The following is a 19592-nucleotide window of genomic DNA, read 5'->3' on the forward strand; positions in this document are numbered from 1 at the left end:
GATTTTGAACCGCCAAGACGCCAAGCTTTGATTCCAATTAAAAAGCTTTTCTTGGCGACCTTGGCGTCTTGGCGGTTAATTTCATTTCGTCAGGGTTAAGTAAATCGTCCACTACAACCGCACTTCCACCGCGGCACCGCCCAGCGGGCTGCGCGAAATGACCAGCTCGCCATCATAAAGCTCAACGATTTCCTGCACCACCGCCAGCCCCAGCCCGTGTCCCGGCGTTTTGGTATCGGCGCGCGCGCCGCGGGCGCGGACGCGCTGGGCCTGATCGTCCGGAATACCGGGGCCGTCGTCCTCGATGCGCAGCGTAAAGTGCGCTCCGGACTGTCCCGCGGCCGGGTTTTGCGACTGTACCCGCACGCGCGAGCGCGCCCACTTGAAGGCATTGTCCGCGACGTTGCCCAGGATTTCGAGCAGGTCGCCCTCGTCGCCGCGGAACATCGCCTCCGGGGCAATCTCGATTTCCACGCGCAGGGCCTTGGCCGCATATACCTTTTCCAGCGCGGCCAGCAGCTTGCGCGCCGGCGGCAGGACCGGCAGCGGTACGCTCAGGACCGTGCGTCCGGCCGCGGCCGCGCGCTGCAACTGGTACTCGACGATCTCATTCATGTTCTGCAACTGCTCTTGCGCCACCGCGCGCAATTCTTCCACCGGCGCCTTCGCCTCGACGCTCCCGCGCAGCACGGCGAGCGGCGTTTTGAGACTGTGCGCCAGGTTGCCGAGCGTATCGCGGTAACGCTGCAGGTGCTGACGGGCCTGGGCCAGCAAGGCGTTGAGATTGTCGATCAAGGGCTGCAACTCCGCCGGGTAGCGTCCCGACAGCGCCTGGGCGCGGCCGGCCTCCATCTCGGACAGGTCCTGCGCCACCCGCCGCAACGGCGCCAGTCCCCAGCGCAGAATCAGTGCCTGCGCCACCAGCAGCAACAGCGTGGCCGCGGCGAGCCAGCCGAACAGGCCGCGACGGAATTGGCGGATCTGCGCCAGGTGTTCATCCAGCCGCTCCGCGACGTGAAACACATAGATTTGCGGCTCGCGACCGGCGCCTTCCCAGCGCGTGGCGAAGCTCAGCATCAGGCGCGCCGGCGCTTCGCCGTCGCCGGTTTGCGTGAACACGCGCTCGCCGGGCGCGGCAGCCGGGGAGACGCCGGCAAACTCCGCTCCCAGCGCGGAGCGCGAGCGCCAGACAGGCTCGCCCGCGGCATCGCGCACTTCCGCCATCAAGCCCGAACCGACGAGATTGAAGCGCGGCTCGGGCAGCTCCACGGGCAATTCCAGCCGGCTGTTCGCGTCCAGATCGGCCGCGGCAAGCAGGGCATACAAGTGGCTTTGCAGACGTTCACGCAGCGCGCTCTCGGCGCTGGCGCGAAACGCCTGATCGAGCGCCAGCCCGGTCAGCCCGAGAAACCCGGCCAGCACCACGGCCGACACCAGCAACAGGCGCGCGCGCAGCGAACGCATCAGGGCCGTCCGCACGGGAGCGTGAAGCGGTAACCGCGGCCACGCAGGGTTTCGATGGGCTTGAAACGGTCGTCGGGATCGAGCTTCTTGCGCAGGCGCCCGATGAATACCTCGATCACGTTGCTGTCGCGATCGAAATCCTGATCGTAGACATGCTCGGTCAGGGTCGTCTTCGACACCACCTCGCCCGCATGCAGCATCAGATATTCCAGCACCTTGTACTCGTAGGCGGTCAGATCGAGCGCGCGCTTGTCCACGCGCACCGCCTGCGCCGCGGTGTCGAGCGTGATCGGACCGCAGCTGACCACGGGCTGCGCCAGCCCGGCGGCGCGGCGCAGCAGGGCGTTCACGCGCGCCAGCAGTTCCTCGACGTAAAACGGCTTGACCAGGTAATCGTCGGCGCCGGCCTCGAGCCCCTCGACCTTGTCCTGCCAGCGCCCGCGCGCGGTCAGGATCAGAACCGGAAAGCGCTTGTCCTGCTTGCGCCAGGCGCGGATGACCTCGATGCCGCTGATATCCGGCAAACCGATATCCACAACCGCGAGGTCGATCGGATACTCGCGCCCATGCGCCAGGCCGTCCTTGCCGGTGGCGGCGTCATCCACCGCGTGGCCCGCGGCGCGCAGCTGCTCGCACAACTGACGACGCAGGGAGGTTTCGTCTTCGATGACGAGGAGTCGCATGACAAACCCGGCGGTCAGTCCATGCGGCCGCTGCGCGCGTCCACGTTGACCACGCGCACCGCGCCGTTCGGCAGCAGCACCTTGATGCGGTAGCGGCCATCGCGCGCCTCGGCCGAAAGCACGCGCCCGCCGGTGTCGCGGCGCACCCGCGCCACCGCCTCGTCCAGTGACATCCCGTCGCGCCGGGACTCCTCGCGGCGGGAGGAACGGTCAGCGCGATCGTCCCGCCGGGCTTCGCGCCGGTCTTCCCGACGATCATCTTTCCAGTCGTCGCGCCGCGCCGCCACCGGTACGGCGGCGGTCAACGCCAGCAGTCCCGTGAGCAGGCATACCATGAGTGTCTTGCGTGTCATCGCCCTTGCATCTTAGCGGACCGGCGCGAACGAAGCACCCGACGGCGGGACAGTCGCGACCCATGTCCTAGCGCTGGCGCGCGATTTCGTAGCCGATGACGGTGCCGATCACGGCGCCGGCCGCGGTGTGCCCGGGATCACCGTAACCGATCTCGTGCCCCACGACTCCGCCGATCACGCTGCCGAGAATAATGGGCGCGGAGGATGAGCGGTAATATCCCGGGCGATGATGCCCGCCATAATGATGCGGGGCGGGACCGCGGTAGTGAGGGTAATAGCCGGAACGATGGTGGCCGAAATCCCGCGGCTGGTGCCAGCCATGGTGCCGGTCCGGATGATAATAATGCCGCTCCACGTATCGCTCGCGGTAAACCGGGGCCGGGCGATGATGATCGCGGCCGTTCCAGCCGTCACGACCATCGCGCGCCTGGGCCAGCGGAGCCGCCGCCACCGTGGCCAGAATCAGAACAGCGGTACTCAGGATCCTGTGGTTCATCGTTGTCTCCTTCATTGCGTTTCAGGGTTTGTTCCCGACTTCCGTGAATCAGGATACAAACCCCACGCTGAACGGAGCCTGAACGAATATCCGCGCCAACCGATTGATATCAAAACCGCTTCACGCCGGCCGGCGCCACCGGGTTTATCAAACCGGCTTCGCCGTTGCCGCCTTGGCGGTCGCCTTGCGCGAGAAGCGATCGGCATCGATGACAAAACGCTCGTGCCGGCCGCGACTGATCACGTCCACACCGTCACTGGCCTCCACCTCGAACACCAGTCGCCGGCCATCCACCTCGACGAGTTGCACGCGCGCGATCAGTTCCAGCCCCGGCGGCGTGGCCGCCAGGTGACTCAGGTCCACATGCGTGCCCACGGTCTGCTCGCGCGGCCAGTCGAGATGGGCATTCACCGCCTGGATGCAGGCCCACTCGATGAATCCGACCATGAAGCCGGTCGCCAGCACGCGCGGCATCGCCTGGAACTCCGGTGCCTCCGGATAGAGATGCGGCACGGTCTTGGATTCCGGAAGGCGGAATCTGAGCTCGTGCATGATGCCGGGTTTGAGGGATTCTTTCATGCGTCCTCCCGATTCTGAATCATGATCCTGGTTTATCCGTGGTACTGAACGGAAGTGCGGAAGAATATCCGACCGTTCCGCTAACTCATCTTGAACAAGTCTAAGAATGATTAGCGCCGGCTCATCACGACGCTGAATATCCGTATTGAATCAAATGCTACTCAAGCTTGCCGGTTTTCATTATATTGATTCCGAATCCGGTGCAAGTACCCGCACCGGTGCAGCCCGGTTTCCCGATGGAGGAACCAGCCATGGTGACACCGGCGGCGATGTTGGCCACCGCGGGATTGTTCATGATGGGGCTCGGTGTTGCACTCGCCGCGCTGCTCTCGGCTGCAAACAAAAAACTCTACGTCTACGAAGACCCGCGCATCGACGAAATCGAGGCGCTGCTGCCGCGTAATAACTGCGGCGCCTGCGGCACCGCCGGCTGTCGTGCGTTCGCCGAAGCCGCGATCCGCGGCGATATCGCGCCGGGCCAGTGCACCGTGTGCACGCCGGCGCAGGCCCAGACGATCGCCAGCCTGCTGGCCGTGACCGTGGGCGGGCAGGAAAAGCGCGTGGCGCGTATCGCCTGCGCCGGCGGCCGCCAGGTCGCCGTCAACCGCGCGTACTACGCCGGGCTGGAAAGCTGCCGCGCGGCCCACCTGGTGGCGGGCGGCGGCAAGGGCTGTGCCTGGGGCTGCCTCGGCTTCGGTGACTGCGTCGACGTGTGCGACTTCGACGCCATCTACATGGATCCGTTCAAGCTCCCGGTCGTGTATGACGAACGTTGCATCGCGTGCAACGACTGCGTCGAAGTCTGTCCCAAGAATCTCATTTCACTCCAGAACCAAAGCCGCAAACTCTGGGTCGCGTGCAGCAACCGTGACTTCGGTGCCGAGGCCGAGGCCCAATGCGAGGTGATCTGCAACGCCTGCGGCCGCTGCGTGGCGGACGCGCCGGCGGGACTGATAAAGATCAATGAAAGCCTCGCAGTGATCGATTACACCAAAAACGCGATGGCCGCGCGCGCGGCCATCGAGCGCTGCCCGACCGGCGCCATCGTGTGGATGGAATCCGGCGACAAAACCATCAAGGGCGGCCACGCCGCCAAAATCCTGCGCAAGGAAGCGCTGCCCGTGGAGAAAACCCCATGACCAAGAATACAACCGATGATACTTCACGGGACATGGATGCCATGGATACGGTGGTCGACGCGGTGGTCAAGACAGGCACCCGGCGCGGGCCGTTCGCGGTTTTCCGCAAACCGCCAAAATTCAAATATCCCGGTATCCGCAAGGCGCTCGACGGCGGTGCCGCCGTGGTCATGTGCGAGCGCGAGGCCAGCGATGCCGCCGGCGCCTACCCGATCACGCCTTCCACCCAGATGGGCGAATACTGGGCCGAGGCGGTCAGTCAGGGACACCTCAACATCTCGAACCGCCCGCTGATCTTCATCGAGCCCGAAGGCGAACACGCCGCCGCCGGCGTGACCGCCGGACTGGCCATGAGCGGCCTGCGCGCCACGAATTTCTCCTCCGGCCAGGGCATCGCCTATATGCACGAGTCGCTGTACGCCGCCGCCGGCAAGCGCCTGACCTACGTGCTCAACGTCGGCAGCCGCGCCATCACCAAGGCCAGCCTCAACGTGCACGCCGGTCACGACGACTATCACGCCGTGGACGACGCCGGTTTCTTCCAGCTCATGGGCAAGAACGCGCAGGAGGTGTGCGACCTGGGTCTGATCGCGCACAAGATCGCGGAACTCGCGCTTAATCCCGGGCTGGTCGCCCAGGACGGATTTCTCACCACGCACCTGATCGATTCACTGCTGCTGCCCGAACGCGAGCTGATCGCCGAGTTCCTCGGCCGGCCGGATGACCTCATCGACACGCCGACGCCGGCCCAGCGCCTGATCTTCGGCGCGCAACGCCGGCGCATACCGGCGCTGTGGGACGTGGACAATCCCATGACCTCGGGCTGCGTGCAGAACCAGGACGCCTACATGCAAGCGGTGGCGGCACAGCGGCCGTATTTCTTCGATCACATCACGGCGCTCACCGACCGCGCCATGGCCGAGTACCATGGCCTGACCGGCCGGCGCTATCAACGCGTTCAAACCCACCGTGTCGAGGACGCCGATTATCTGATCCTCGGTCAGGGCAGCATGGTCAGCACCGCCGAGGCCGTGGCTGACTGGCTGCGCGAACACCGGCGCCTGCGCGTGGGCGTGGTGAACCTCACCATGTTCCGTCCGTTCCCCGGCGACCTGCTGGGGGAACTGCTCAAGGGCCGCCAGGGCGTCACGGTGCTGGAACGCACCGACCAGCCGCTGGCCGAGGACCTGCCGCTGATGCGCGAAGTGCGCGCCTGCGTCGGCAAGTGCGTCGAGAACGGCCTGGCGCGCGACGGCGCGCTGCCTTACCCGGGCTACGCCGTCTACGCCAAGTCGCCGCACATCCCGCTGCTGTATTCCGGTTCGTTCGGGCTGGGCAGCCGCGACCTGCAGCCGGAGGCGATCATCGGCGCGGTCGAGAACATGCTACCCAAAGGCGCAAAGAAGAAATTTTTCTACCTGTCGATCGATTTCGCTCATCCCCGTCCCGACTCGCCGAAACAGGAGCTGCATCAACAGGCACTGCTCGATGCCTACCCGCGGATTCGCGAACTCAGCGTCCACGGCAGCGAAAACCCCAACCTCATGCCGCCGGGTTCGATCACGGCGCGCATGCACTCGGTCGGCGGCTGGGGCGCCATGACCACGGGCAAGAACCTGGCGGTGACGCTGTTCGAGCTGCTCGGCTATCACATCAAGGCCAATCCCAAGTACGGCTCGGAGAAGAAGGGCCAGCCCACGACATTCTACCTCGCGGCGGCGCCCGAGCCGATCCGCATCAACTGCGAATACACCCATGTCGACGTGGTGCTGTCGCCAGACCCGAACGTGTTCCGTTATTCCGATCCGCTGACCGGACTGCGCCGCGGCGGCGTGTTCATCATCCAGAGCGACCTGGACACGCCCGGGGCGGTGTGGCAATCGCTGCCGGCGGCGGCGCAAAAGTTCATCGTTGAGCAGGATATTCGCGTGTTCTATGTCGACGCCTTCAAAATCGCGCGCGTCGAGGCGAGCGATGCGGAGTTGCAGATGCGCATGCAGGGCAACGCGTTTCAGGGGTCGTTCTTCGCCGCCTGCGATCACGCCGGCATCGCGCGTTTTCCGGAAGCTGAATTGTTCCATGCCATCGAAGACCAGTTGCGCGAGAAATTCGGTGGCAAGGGCGCGCACGTGGTCGAGGACAACCTGCGGGTGGTGCGGCGCGGCTATGAGGAACTGCGCGAGATCACCGACAAGACCGTGAGCCCGCCGACCGTGGTGGCCCTGCGCCAGAAACCCGCCCTGCCGACCCTGCTCAAGCGCATGCCGGCCAGCGACGATCGCCGCGCCGACATTCATCGTTTTTGGGAACAAACCGGCCGCCTCTATACCGGCGGCGACGGCAGCGACAATCTCGCCGACCCGTTCATGGCCCTGGGCCTGATGCCGGCGGCGACCGGCGCGTTCCGCGACATGACCCAGATCCGTTTCGAGGTTCCGCGCTGGATTCCGGAGCGCTGCACCGCCTGCGGCGATTGCTACACGGTCTGCCCGGACAGCGCCATTCCCGGACTGGTGAACGGCATCGACGAAATCTGCGCCACCGCGATCCGGCGCATCGAGACCGGCGGCCGCCCGACGCGCCAGCTGCGCCGCGCCGTCCGCATCGTGGAGAAAAAGCTGCGCGCCGTCATTGCCGCGGCCGGCGCGGAGGTCAAGGTGCGCGTGCTGCTCGACCGGGTCATCGACGCCACGCTGGCCGAATCCGCCCTGGCGCCCGACGAGCGCGCCGGCCTGGCGCAGGAGTTCGAATGGTTTCGCGAGGCGCTGGGGGATTTCGACTTCGCCGTCACGCGGCCGTATTACCACGTCAGGGAAAAGCGCGCCGCCGGCAGCGGCGGCCTGTTCTCGCTCACGGTCAATCCGTACACCTGCAAGGGCTGCATGGAGTGCGTCGCGGTGTGCGCCGACGCCGCCCTCGAGAGCGTCAGGCAGACCCCCGAGGCCGTCGAACAATTGCGCCGGAACTGGAACACCTGGCTCGAGCTGCCGAGCACCGCGCCTGACTATATCCGCATCGACGATCTCGACGCGCGCATCGGCGCGCTCGAGACGCTGCTGCTCGACAAGGCCAATTATCGTTCCATGGTCTGCGGCGACGGCGCCTGCGTCGGCTGCGGCGAGAAGACCGTGATTCATCTGTTCACCGCCACCGTCACGGCACTGATGCAGCCGCGGGTGCAACAGCACCTCGCGCATATCGACGATCTCATCGGCAAGCTCGACGCCCATATCCGCCTGAAGCTCGCCGCCGGCATGGACCTGAACGACCCCGGGGCGATCCAGGCGGCCGTCGCTTCGAGCGCCAGCCAGGACCTGACGCTGGCGCGCCTGGCCGCGCGTCTCGACGCCCGGCGCACGACCCAGCCGCTCGATCCGGAATGGCTCACACGCGTCACCGGCCTGCTCGAGAAACTCCGTGCGCTCCAGGCCCGGTACACCGCCGATGCCGACCACAACGGCCGCGCCGCGCTCGGCGTGATCAACGCCACCGGCTGCACCTCGGTGTGGGGCTCGACCTTCCCGTACAACCCCTACCCGTTCCCGTGGAGCAGCCACCTGTTCCAGGATTCGCCGTCGGTGGCCATGGGCGTGTTCTCGGGTCACATGGCCAAGATGGCCGAGGGCTTCAAGGCCATACGCAGCGCCGAACTCGAGCTTGCCGGCGAGTACGAACCGGCCAGACACGAGGCGTTTTTCGCGCGCTTCGACTGGCACCAGTTCAGCGACGCGGAGTTCCAGCTGTGCCCGCCGGTGGTGTCGATCGGCGGCGACGGCGCGATGTACGACATCGGTTTCCAGAATCTCTCGCGCATGATGATGACCGGCATGCCGATCAAGGTGCTGGTGCTCGACACCCAGGTGTACTCCAACACCGGCGGCCAGGCCTGCACCTCGGGCTTTCTCGCGCAGGTGTCCGACATGGCGCCGTTCGGCCGCGCGGGCAAGGGCAAGAGCGAGATTCGCAAGGAGATGGGTCTCATCGGCCTGGCGCATCGCACCGCCTACGTGATGCAGGGTTCGATCGCCAACGTCACCCATCTCATCGAGAGCTACATCGAGGGCCTGAACAGCCGCCGTCCGGCGGTGTTCAACGTCTACGCCGTGTGCCAGACGGAACACGGCGTGACCGACAATTCCGCCGCGCGTCAGAGCAAGCTGGCGCTCGAGGGGCGCGCCTATCCGCTGTTCCGTTACAACCCGGACAAGGGGGCCACGCTCAAGGAGTGCACCGATCTCGACGGCAATCCCGCGGTCGAGGCCGACTGGCCGACGTACAAGCTCGGTTACCTCGATGAAAACGGCGCCGCGGCATCCATGGAGCTGCCCCTGACCTTCGCCGATTTCGCCTTCAGCGAGGGCCGGTTCCGCAAGCATTTCCGCCCGGCGCCGCGCGAGCTCGGCGACGACAACCTGGTGCCGCTGAGCGAATACCTCGACCTGACCGAGGATGAAATCCGCGGCCGCTTCCCGTTCCTGTGGGCGGTCGACAAGCACAACCATCTCACACGCGTGCTGGTGGCGCCGGAAATGGTGCGGGCCTGCGCCGAACGGCGCGGGTTCTGGCGGCTGCTCAAGTCGCTCGCCGGCGCCGGCAACGGCATCGACGCCGACGCCATCGCCGCCGCGGCGCGCAACGAGATGGCGCAACAGCTCGAAGCGGCGATTCATTCGATCACCGGCGATGCGCATGCCCCTGCCACGACACCGGCCACCGCCGGTGCGACGTTGCCGGCCACGACGGGCGCGGCGGCGTTCGAGCCGGTATGGATCGAGACACCGGAGTGCACCACCTGCGACGAGTGCACCACGATCAACCCCCATATCTTCGCCTACAACGACGACGAGAAGGCCGTCGTGCGCGACCCGCGCGGCGGACCGTTCCGCGACATCGTGCGCGCCGCCGAAAAATGCACCGGGCGCATCATCCATCCGGGCACGCCGGCCAACCCGAACGAGCCCGGCCTGGACAAGCTCATCCAGCGCGCGGCCAAGTATCAGTAACGAACGAGGAACAACGATGGCGTTTCCCGAAGCATTCACGCGCAGGACCTTCGGCCACGGCGTGCATGCGCCCGAGCACAAGGACCTGACGCGCGAACGCCCGATCCGCCGCTTTGCCTTCGCCCCGCGTCTCACGGTGCCCCTGTCACAGCACATCGGAAAGCCGGCGGTGCCGTGCGTGCGCCCGGGCCAGGAGGTTGGACGCGGCGAACCAATCGCGCTGGCCGACGGTTTTCTCTCGGTGCCGATCCATGCGCCGGTGACGGGCGTGGTCGAGGCCATCCGGCTGATGCCGAGCGCGCGCGGACCAAAAACCGGGGCCATTGTCATCAAGACCTATGCGGCCGACGACCAGCAAGTGCTCTACGGTGCGCCACGCACCATCGAAAATCTGGCGCCGGCGGAACTGATTCAAGCGATTCAGGACATCGGCCTGGCGGGGCAGGGCGGCGCGGCCTTTCCGACCCACGCCAAGCTGGCGGCGGCGCGCGAGCATCACGTCGAAACGCTGATCGTGAACGGCTGCGAATGCGAGCCCTATCAAACCACCGATCACCGGCTGATGCTGGAGTGGGTGGACGATCTCATCGCTGGAATCCATTTCGCGCTGGCGGCGAGCGGCGCCCGGCGCGCCATCATCGGCGTCGAGGACAACAAGCCGGATGCGATTGACGTGTTGCGCCGGCGGCTGGCGGCGGACGCCTCGATCGCGGTCACGGCGGTCAGGACCAAATATCCGCAGGGATCGGCGGAGTTACTGATTAAAGTGCTGCTCAAGCGCGAAGTGCCGGCCGGGGGACGTTCCTACGACGTCGGCGCCGTGGTGCAGAATATCGCGACGCTGGTCATGCTCGGGCGTCTGCTGCCACCCGGCCAGGGGTTGATCGAGCGCGTGGTCACCATCACCGGCGAGGGCGTCAAACAACCCGGCAATTATCTGGTGCCGTTCGGCACGCCGCTCGGCTTCGTGCTCGAGCAGGTCGGTTTCGTGGGCGACATGAGCCGCGTGATCCTCGGCGGGCCGATGATGGGCACCGCGGTCAGCTCGCTCGACGTTCCGGTCACCAAAGCCACCACGGCGATCGTGGTGCTACCGGTGCAGCCTGCCACGGCGTCCGCGCCCAGGATGTATCCGTGCATCCGCTGCGGGCGCTGCGTCGCCGCCTGCCCCATGCATCTCAATCCTTCGCAGCTCGGTTTGCTTGCCGCCAAGCGCGAGTACCGGGCGATGCAGGAGCGGTTCCACCTGGACGCCTGCTTCGAGTGCGGCTCCTGCACCTATGTATGCCCGGCGCACATCCCGCTGGTGCAATACCTGCGCATCGCCAAGGCCCTGAACCGCGAGCAGGCAGCCTGACCATGGCGGGACCGCCACGCATCGAGATTCGCAGCTCACCGCACCTCCATGAGGCGGTGAGCGTGGACATGATCATGCGCCACGTGGTGTATGCGCTGCTGCCGATCTGCGTGTTTGCGGTTTACCTGTTCGGGCTGAGCGCGGCGGCGCTGATCGTCACGGTGCTGGGCGCCTGCCTGCTGACCGAGCACCTGTTCAACCGCTTCGCGCAAAAGCCGAACAGCCTGGGCGATTTCAGCGCGGTGATCACCGGCCTGCTGCTGGCGCTGACGCTGCCACCCGGATTTCCCCTGTGGATGGGCGCCACCGCCGGCGTCATCGCCATCGCGCTCGGCAAGGTGGTGTTCGGCGGCCTGGGTCAGAACGTGTTCAATCCGGCGCTGGTCGGGCGCGCCTTCGCGCAGGCGGCGTTTCCGGTGGCGATCACGTCCTGGTCGCCGGCCCTGGCCCCGGGGCGTTTCGACACGCTGCTCCCGTCCACGCTCACGCCTCCGTTCATGTTGCCGGCGGCGGCCAGCGCGGCGCCTGGCACCGTGGTGGACGCGGTCAGCAGCGCGACGCCGCTGACCCTGCAGAAATTCGACCACGTCACCACCAATACCGTGGATCTGTTTACCGGCATGACCGGCGGCTCGACCGGCGAAACCGCGGCGCTGCTGATCCTGCTGTGCGGCGCCTACCTCGCGTTGCGCCGCATGCTCGACTGGCGCATCCCGGCGGGCATGCTGGGGAGCGCCGCGGCGCTCGCCGGCGTTTTCCATTTGGCCGACCCGGCGAAATATCCCGACCCGCTGTTCACACTGTTCTCCGGCGGCCTGATGCTGGGCGCGGTGTTCATGGCCACGGACGTGGTGGCCTCGCCGCTCACACCACGCGGAGTGTGGATTTATGGAATCCTGATCGGCGTGCTGACGGTGCTGATCCGTCTCTTCGGCGGCCTGCCCGAAGGCGTCATGTACGCGATCCTGATCGGCAATGCGGCCTCGCCGCTGATCGCGGTGCTCACCCAGCCGCGCGCGTTCGGCGAAGTCAAACGCAGGAAACCGACATGAGCGCGATGGCACCCGTGACACCGACGTCCCCGGCAAGCCGGGCGATGATCATCACGCTCGGCGGCGTGGCCCTGCTGTCCGGCTTTCTGCTGACGCTGGTCTATCAGCTGACGCTGCCCTACATCGAGGCCAACCAGCGCCTGGCGGTCGAGCGCGCGGTATTCAAAATTTATCCGCAGGCGCAAACGCGCGTCGGCGTGGTGCTCGGCGCCAACGGCCTGCGGCCGGGCGAGACCGCAGCACGGGGCGAGATTCTGGCCCACGCCGTCTATGACCAGACCGGCAAATTACACGGTCTGGTCGCCGAGGCGGCGGCGCACGGTTACGCCGGCGTGATCCGCCTGCTGTACGGCTGGTCGCCCGCGTGCCAGTGCATCACCGGCATCAGCGTGCTGCAAAGCACCGAGACCCCGGGATTCGGCGACAAGATCGCCACCGACCCGGATTTCCTCGCCAACTTCCGCGCCCTCGACGTGCGCCTCAACCCCGAGGGCAGCGCCCTGCTGCACCCCGTGGTCACGGTCAAGCACGGCACCAAGACCGGGGCCTGGCAGGTGGACGCGATCTCGGGCGCCACCATCACCTCCAAGGCCGTGGGTCGCATGCTCAATCAAAGCGCGCAGGCGCTGCTGCCGGGCGTGGCGCGCGATCTCGATAAAATCCGGAGCAAACCATAATGGCCAACGCCCCGAAACCGGCGCCGGTGACCCTGGATACCTTCCTGGAAGGCATCTGGCGGGAGAATCCGATCTTCGTGATGATGCTCGGCATGTGCCCGACGCTGGCGGTGAGCAATTCGGTGATCAACGCCGTCGCCATGGGGATCGCCACCGCTCTGGTGCTGGTGGCCGCCGCGGCCTTTGCCTCCGTAACGCGCAAGCTGATCCCGCACCAGGTGCGGCTGGTCACCTATGTCGTCGTCATCGCCACCTTCGTGACCATCATGGACTACGTGATCCACGCCATCAGTCTCGATCTTTACAACGCCCTCGGCGCCTTCATCCAGCTGATCGTGGTCAACACGCTCATCCTCGGGCGCGTCGAGGGCCATGCCTCCAAGCGGCCGCTGCTGCCGGCCGTGGTCAACGCCACGGGCGTGGGCGTGGGCTTCGTGCTCGGACTGTTCTGCCTGGGGGCGGTGCGCGAGCTGCTCGGCAACGGGAGCTTCGCCGGATGGCCGGTCTTCGGACCGGACTTTCAGCCGTGGCTGGTGATGATGCTGCCGCCGGGCGGATTCTTCGTGCTCGGTGCCTGGCTGCTGCTGCTCAACGGGATCAAGGCGCGCGGCGCGCGCCGTGTCGCCGAAAAGGAGGCCACCGATGGGATCGGATGAATCGCTGTGGACCATTTTCATCAATGCCATGCTGGTCAACAATTTCGTCCTGAGCCTGTTTCTCGGCCTGTGTTCCTACCTGGGCGTGTCCGCCCGGTACAACACCGCGTTGCCGATGGGCATCGCGGTCACGTTCGTGATGGTGGTGGGATCGCTGTGCGCCTACGCCCTCAACCTGATACTGATCTATTTCGATCTCGAGTTCCTGCGGCTCATCAGTTACATCGTGGTCATCGCCTCCACGGTGCAGCTGGTCGAGATGGTGATGAAGAAGTACGTCCCGGCGGTGTTCCGCGCGCTCGGGATTTATCTGCCGCTGATCGCCACCAACTGCGTGGTGCTGGCACCGCCGCTGTTCCAGACCGCGCGCGGCTACGACCTGGTGCAATCGCTGGTCTTCAGCTTCGGGGCGGGTTGCGGTTACATCCTGGCGATCGTGCTGCTGGCGGGCCTGCGCGAACGGCTGCAGCTCGCGAATGTGCCCGCCCTGGCCCAGGGCGGCGCCCTGACCGTGATACTGGCCGGCTTCCTGTCGCTCGCGTTCATGGGCTTCGCCGGCCTGGGAGGATAAACCGATGCTGCTGCGCTACCTGATTCCCGTTGCCATCATTTTGGTGCTGCTGCTGGGATGGGTCCTGGTACAGCATCTCGCGCGTCGCTATGCGGCGCGCCACCCGGAATTCGGACCCGCGCGCGAGGAGGGTCTGGGCTGCGACGGGGGCTGCGGCTGCCAGGCCCGACACTGCGAACGCGAAAAACACCAGCACGTATCACGCCCGACAAGTTAACGCTGGAGGTATCGACACCAGGTTTCGCGCACGCGCAGGCTGCCGATGAAGCCGGCCACGACGCAGGCAAAAAAAATCAGAATGCCCAGCTGATACTGGGCGGCGGCGCCCTGCGACGTGCCCGCGCGGTCGAGCGTCCAGCCCACCAGCGGTTGCAGGATGCCGGTGCCGAGAAACACCCCGGTGTTGACCACGCTGGTGGCCATGCCGGACAGCGCGTGCGGGTTCACCTCCTTCACGCAGGCCCAGCTCAGGGTAAAGCTGCCCGCGCTCAGGCCCATGAGCAGGAACAGGGAATAGCTCGCCACCGGCGACATCGGCAGCGCTAACACCAGCGGCGGCCAGCACAGCAGATGCGCCAGCGCGGTCGCGATCAGCACCGGGCGCCGGCGACCGAGGCGGTCGGACACCAGGCCCACTGCAAACGCGCCGGCCGCGAAACCCGCGAGCATCAGGCTGGTGTGCTGCGTCGCCGCCACGCGTTGCATGCCGTATACATCCTGCAGAAACGGCACCGCCCACAGGCCGGCAAAGCCGATAAACGACCCGCCCATGCCGAGGTTCATCCAGAAGATCGGCCACGTGGCAGGATTCCGGAGTACCGTCAGCAGGCCCTCGAACCAATGGCCCTCGTGCGGCGGATGCGCCGCGTGGCCGTCCAGCTCGCGCAGGCTCGGCAGGCCGGCCTCGCCCGGGTGATCGCGCACGAACAGCCAGGTCAGCACGGCGAGCACGAAAGACACGCCGCCGAGGACAATGAACACGGTGCGCCAGGTCGTGAACTGCAGCGCCCAGGCCAGCGGCGCGGCCGCCAGCACCGAACCGACGTTGCCGAGCACCAGCGTCAGTCCGACCACGGTGCCGAAGTGGCGGTCATGGAACCAGGCCGCGTTGAGCTTGAGCAGCGCGATGAAGGCCACCGACACGCCGAGCCCGATCAGCATCCGGCCAAGGGAAGCCTCGGTCATCGTCGTGGCGTAGCCGAACAGCACGGAACCGATCGCGGCAATAACGCCGCCGAGCGTTACGATGCGGCGCGGCCCGAGGGTGTCGGCCAGGATCCCGGTCGGGATCTGCATGGCGGTGTACACGTAGAAGTAGGTCGCGGCCAGCCCGCCCAGCGCCGCGGCGCTGGCGCTGAAGGCCTGTTGCAGGTCGGAGGCAATGGCGGCCGGTGCGATGCGATGAAAAAACGCCAGCATGTAGGACAGGGCCACGAGCACAAACGCGGTCCAGCGCATCCGGTGCAGGCGCGCATGCGCATCGGGATGCACAGCGGTTTTAAGGATCGCTTTTGTCATCGTCTGTTTCTTTGGCGAAAAGCAGGGCTTAACGCGACCGGCAAAGACCACACAGTTAAAAAATTTGCCGTTCGGGTCTTCCGGGCGCCCCACGCCGGTCGCAGGAAGCGTATTATTCTCCATCCATGAAGTCCATTTCCCCGAACCCGGCGGCGCCCGGCGACATCAGCGAGGCGCTTTCCAGCCGCCGCATCCGCGAGATTCCGTACAACTACACCTCGTTCTCCGACCGCGAGATCGTCATCCGCTTTCTCGGCGAGGAAACCTGGCGGGTGCTCGATACCCTGCGCGGGCAGCGCCGCACCGGGCGCTCGGCGCGCATGCTGTTCGAGGTGCTGGGCGACATGTGGGTCATCACGCGCAACCCGTTCATCCAGGATGACCTGATGGAGAACCCGAAACGCTGGGAGTCGCTCACGCACGCGCTGCATCACCGCCTCGACCAGATCCTGGCGCGCGCCGAGGGCAACGAACTCGCACTCCGGCTCGAGGGCGCGGCGCGCATGGCGGTGCGCCGCTTCGAGGCCTGGCTGCCGGCGCAGAAAGAACTGCGCCGCAAGGCAGTGAAACGATTGGCCAGGGTCACCCGCCGCGACAACATCGGCTTCGACGGCATGGCGCGCGTGTCGCACGTCACCGACGCCAGCGACTGGCGCGTCGAGCTGCCGTTCGTGGTCATCACGCCCGACACCGAGGACGAAGTGGTGCACATCGTGCGCGCCTGCATCGACCTCGGGCTCACCATCATTCCGCGCGGCGGTGGCACCGGCTACACCGGCAGCGCCGTGCCGCTGTTCGCCGATACCGCCATCATCAACACCGAAAAGCTCGAAGCCCTGGGCGCGGTCGAAATGCGCGCCCTGCCCGGCGTGGCGCAACCGGTGCCGGCCGTGCGCGGCGAGGCCGGCGTGGTCACGCGGCGCGTCGCGGACATGGCGGGACGATCGGGCTACGTGTTCGCGGTCGATCCGACCTCGCAGGACGCCTCCACCCTCGGCGGCAACGTCGCCATGAACGCCGGCGGCAAGAAGGCGGTGCGCTGGGGCACGACGCTCGACAACCTCGCCTCGTGGCGCATGGTCACGCCGGACGCGCAGTGGCTCGAGGTCGAGCGTCTCGAGCACAACCTCGGCAAGATCCACGAGCAGGAAACGGTGCGCTTCCGCCTCACCCGTTACGCCGCCGACGGCCGCACGCGCGTCGGCGAACCGGCGGAACTGAAAATGCCCGGGCGCGAACTGCGCAAGCCCGGACTCGGCAAGGACGTCACCTCCAAGTTCCTCGGCGGGCTGCCGGGCGTGCAGAAGGAAGGCTGCGACGGCATCATCACCTCGGCGGTGTTCGTGCTGCACCGCCAGTCGCGCTTCCTGCGCACCGTGTGCCTGGAATTCTTCGGCGCCGACATCACGCCGGCGGTGGCGGCAATCGTGGAGATAAAGCGCCACGTTGACGGCGAACCCGGCGTGGCGCTGGCGGGCCTCGAGCACCTCGACGAACGTTACGTCAAGGCGGTGAACTACAGCACCAAGGCGGCGCGGCGCGAGCGGCCGAAGATGGTGCTGCTGGCGGACATCGCCGGCGACGACGAGGACGCCGTGGCGCGCGCCGCCGCGCACGTGGTGCAACTGGCAAACCGGCGCGACGGCGAGGGTTTCATCGCCGTGAGCCCCGAGGCGCGCGCCCGCTTCTGGGCCGACCGCGCGCGCACCGCGGCGATCGCCACCCATACCAACGCCTTCAAGATCAACGAGGACGTGGTCATCCCGCTGGAACGGCTGGCCGACTACAGCCGCGGCATCGACCGCATCAACATCGAGCAATCCACGCAAAACAAACTCAAAATGCTCGACGCGGTGCTCGACTACCTGGCCGGCGACATGCCGGAGCTGCACACGGGCACCGAGGCCGAGCGCAGCGCCGAAGGCGACGCCATCCTCGAAGCCAAGAAACACGACGCCCGCCGGCACCTGACCGAGGTGCGCACGCGCTGGCGCGCGATCCTGGCGAACCTCGATGCCGACGCGGCGACCAACGGCGCCGCGCTCGATGACGCCGAGCGCGCGAAAATCCGCCCCGGCGACAGCTTTTTCGATCTGTTGCAGCGGCACGATGTCCGCATCTCCTACCGCCGCGAGGTGGAACGGCCGCTCAAGACCATTTTCCTCGGCGGCGAGCTCGAGGGCGTACGCCGCCGGCTGGACGAGATCCACGCCGGGCTGCGCGCCAGCCGGCTGTTCGTGGCGCTGCACATGCATGCCGGCGACGGCAACGTGCACACCAACATCCCGGTGTTCTCCAACGACTACGCCATGCTGCAGGAGGCGCACCGCATCGTCGATCGCGTGATGCGTCTCGCGGTGTCGCTCGGCGGCGTGATCTCGGGCGAGCACGGCATCGGCCTCACCAAGCTGCACTGGCTCGATGCCCCGGAACTCGAGGCGTTCGCGCGCTACAAGCACGCCATCGACCCCGACGGCCATTTCAATCGCGGCAAGCTGCTGCCGGGCGCGACTCTCGACGGAGCGTACACACCGTCGCTGCGACTGGTGGAGCAGGAGGCGCTGATCCTGGAAGCGAGCGAGCTGGGCGCGCTCAACGACGAGATCAAGCACTGCCTGCGTTGCGGCAAGTGCAAACCGGTATGCAACACGCACGTGCCGCGCGCCAACCTGCTGTACTCGCCGCGCAACAAGATTCTGGCCGCCGGCCTCATCATCGAGGCGTTCCTGTACGAGGAGCAGACGCGCCGCGGCATCTCGATCCGCCACTTCGACGAGATGAACGACGTCGCCGACCACTGCACCGTGTGCCACAAGTGCGAAAAGCCCTGCCCGGTGGACATCGACTTCGGCGACGTCACGATCCACATGCGCAACCTGCTGCGCGCCCGCGGCAAGAAACGCCTGAGCCTCGGCACCCGGGCGTCGCTGGCGTTCCTCAACGTCACCGATCCGGCGACCATCAAGCTGATGCGCCGCTTCCTGATCGGCTGGGGCTACAAGGCGCAGCGCCTCGGTTACGCCCTGCTGAGCAAGCCGTTCGCGCGCCGCGAGTCGCACCCGACCACCACCGTCGGCACCACCTCGGTGGTCGCGCAGGTCGTGCATTTCGTGAAGCGTCCGCTGCCGCCGGGTCTGCCGTCGCAGACCATGCGTGCATTTCTCGGCGTCGAGGACAGCAAGCAGGTCGCCATCGTGCGCGACCCGCGCAAGGCCAACGACGAATCGGAGGCGGTGTTCTATTTCCCCGGCTGCGGCTCGGAACGGCTGTTCAGCCAGATCGGCCTGGCCACGCTCGCCATGCTCTACGAGACCGGGGCGCAGACGGTGCTGCCGCCGGGCTATCTGTGCTGCGGCTACCCGCAGACCGCGGGCGGCGACGCCAAAAAGGGCGACCAGATTTCGACCGACAACCAGGTGCTGTTCCACCGCGTCGCCAACACGCTCAACTATCTCGATATCAAGACCGTGATCGTGTCCTGCGGCACCTGCATGGACCAGCTGCTGCGCTACCAGTTCGGCAAGATCTTTCCCGGCTGCCGCCTGCTCGACATCCACGAATACCTGATGGAAAAGGGCGTGAAGCTCGAAGGCGTGCCGGGCGTGAAATACCTGTACCACGATCCCTGCCACACGCCGATGAAGACCCACGCGCCGATCAAGGTGGCCGCGGCGTTAATGGGGCAGGAGGTGCTGCTCTCCGACCGCTGCTGCGGTGAGGCCGGCACCTTCGCGGTGTCGCGCCCGGATATCGCCACGCAGGTGCGTTTCCGCAAGGAAGAAGAGATACACAAGGGCATCGCGCAGCTGACCGGCGAACCCCGCGCCCGCGACGGCAACGTGAAAATGCTCACCTCCTGCCCGGCCTGCCAGCAGGGATTGGCGCGCTACGCCGACAGCACCGGGCTCGACACCGACTACATCGTGGTCGAACTGGCGCGGCTGAAGATGGGCGAAACCTGGGCACAGGATTTCATCGCCCGGGCAAAACAGGGCGGCATCGAGCACGTGCTTCTATAAAGTCATCGCAGGACCTCACCACAGA

General features: G+C 66.5%; 15 protein-coding genes. 9 read left to right on the plus strand and 6 right to left on the minus strand.

Annotated features, from left to right (window positions below; genetic code table 11):
* Positions 1-111: 111 nt before the first annotated feature.
* The 5 genes from SCL_RS12825 to SCL_RS12845 all read right to left on the minus strand — a co-directional run bounded on the left by SCL_RS12825 (position 112) and on the right by SCL_RS12845 (position 3575).
* A complete protein-coding gene (locus SCL_RS12825; protein ID WP_172426052.1) occupies positions 112-1464 on the minus strand; it encodes an ATP-binding protein in 1353 nt (450 codons plus the stop codon).
* Positions 1464-2147, minus strand: coding sequence for a response regulator transcription factor (locus tag SCL_RS12830; RefSeq protein WP_096361576.1), 684 nt, complete (start codon positions 2145-2147; stop codon positions 1464-1466). Before SCL_RS12830 ends, SCL_RS12825 begins: the two co-directional genes overlap by 1 nt.
* A gap of 14 nt (positions 2148-2161) precedes the next feature.
* Positions 2162-2500, minus strand: coding sequence for a PepSY domain-containing protein (locus tag SCL_RS12835; protein ID WP_096361577.1), 339 nt, complete (start codon positions 2498-2500; stop codon positions 2162-2164).
* 67 nt (positions 2501-2567) lie between these two features.
* Complete coding sequence (locus tag SCL_RS12840; RefSeq protein ID WP_172426053.1) at positions 2568-2996, minus strand: glycine zipper 2TM domain-containing protein; 429 nt, start codon at positions 2994-2996, stop codon at positions 2568-2570.
* A gap of 147 nt (positions 2997-3143) precedes the next feature.
* Positions 3144-3575 carry a thioesterase family protein gene (locus SCL_RS12845; RefSeq protein ID WP_096361579.1) on the minus strand — a complete coding sequence of 144 codons (432 nt, stop codon included), beginning with the start codon at positions 3573-3575 and terminating at the stop codon, positions 3144-3146.
* A gap of 293 nt (positions 3576-3868) precedes the next feature.
* Between SCL_RS12845 and SCL_RS12850 the strand changes: the two genes are divergently transcribed.
* From SCL_RS12850 to SCL_RS12885, 8 genes are read left to right on the plus strand one after another with little or no spacing between them, the layout of a single operon-like run.
* Positions 3869-4714: a (Fe-S)-binding protein gene (locus tag SCL_RS12850; protein ID WP_096361987.1), complete on the plus strand. Its 846-nt coding sequence runs from the start codon at positions 3869-3871 to the stop codon at positions 4712-4714.
* Positions 4711-9717 carry a 2-oxoacid:acceptor oxidoreductase family protein gene (locus SCL_RS12855; protein ID WP_197702639.1) on the plus strand — a complete coding sequence of 1669 codons (5007 nt, stop codon included), beginning with the start codon at positions 4711-4713 and terminating at the stop codon, positions 9715-9717. The genes SCL_RS12850 and SCL_RS12855 overlap by 4 nt, the downstream gene beginning before the upstream one ends.
* A 16-nt stretch (positions 9718-9733) precedes the next feature.
* A complete protein-coding gene (rsxC, locus tag SCL_RS12860) occupies positions 9734-11074 on the plus strand; it encodes an electron transport complex subunit RsxC (RefSeq protein ID WP_096361580.1) in 1341 nt (446 codons plus the stop codon).
* Positions 11075-11076: 2 nt separating this feature from the next.
* Positions 11077-12126 carry an RnfABCDGE type electron transport complex subunit D gene (locus SCL_RS12865; RefSeq protein ID WP_096361581.1) on the plus strand — a complete coding sequence of 350 codons (1050 nt, stop codon included), beginning with the start codon at positions 11077-11079 and terminating at the stop codon, positions 12124-12126.
* Positions 12123-12803, plus strand: a complete 681-nt coding sequence (locus SCL_RS12870) for an RnfABCDGE type electron transport complex subunit G (protein WP_096361582.1) — start codon at positions 12123-12125, stop codon at positions 12801-12803. The genes SCL_RS12865 and SCL_RS12870 overlap by 4 nt, the downstream gene beginning before the upstream one ends.
* On the plus strand, positions 12803-13459 hold the full coding sequence (gene rsxE / locus SCL_RS12875; protein WP_096361583.1) for an electron transport complex subunit RsxE: 657 nt from the start codon (positions 12803-12805) through the stop codon (positions 13457-13459). The genes SCL_RS12870 and rsxE overlap by 1 nt, the downstream gene beginning before the upstream one ends.
* Complete coding sequence (locus tag SCL_RS12880; RefSeq protein WP_096361584.1) at positions 13446-14030, plus strand: electron transport complex protein RnfA; 585 nt, start codon at positions 13446-13448, stop codon at positions 14028-14030. Before rsxE ends, SCL_RS12880 begins: the two co-directional genes overlap by 14 nt.
* 4 nt (positions 14031-14034) lie before the next feature.
* Positions 14035-14247 (plus strand): hypothetical protein, encoded by a 213-nt coding sequence (locus tag SCL_RS12885; RefSeq protein ID WP_096361585.1) that lies wholly within the window; start codon positions 14035-14037, stop codon positions 14245-14247.
* Here SCL_RS12885 and SCL_RS12890 read toward each other — a convergent pair.
* Positions 14244-15548 (minus strand): MFS transporter, encoded by a 1305-nt coding sequence (locus SCL_RS12890; RefSeq protein ID WP_096361989.1) that lies wholly within the window; start codon positions 15546-15548, stop codon positions 14244-14246. The genes SCL_RS12885 and SCL_RS12890 overlap by 4 nt on opposite strands.
* A 125-nt stretch (positions 15549-15673) precedes the next feature.
* Here SCL_RS12890 and SCL_RS12895 point away from each other — a divergent pair, with 125 nt between their 5' ends.
* Positions 15674-19567: a DUF3683 domain-containing protein gene (locus tag SCL_RS12895; RefSeq protein WP_096361586.1), complete on the plus strand. Its 3894-nt coding sequence runs from the start codon at positions 15674-15676 to the stop codon at positions 19565-19567.
* Positions 19568-19592: the final 25 nt, after the last annotated feature.

It is taken from the genome of Sulfuricaulis limicola, assembly GCF_002355735.1.
Classification (GTDB): Bacteria; Pseudomonadota; Gammaproteobacteria; order Acidiferrobacterales; family Sulfurifustaceae; genus Sulfuricaulis; species Sulfuricaulis limicola.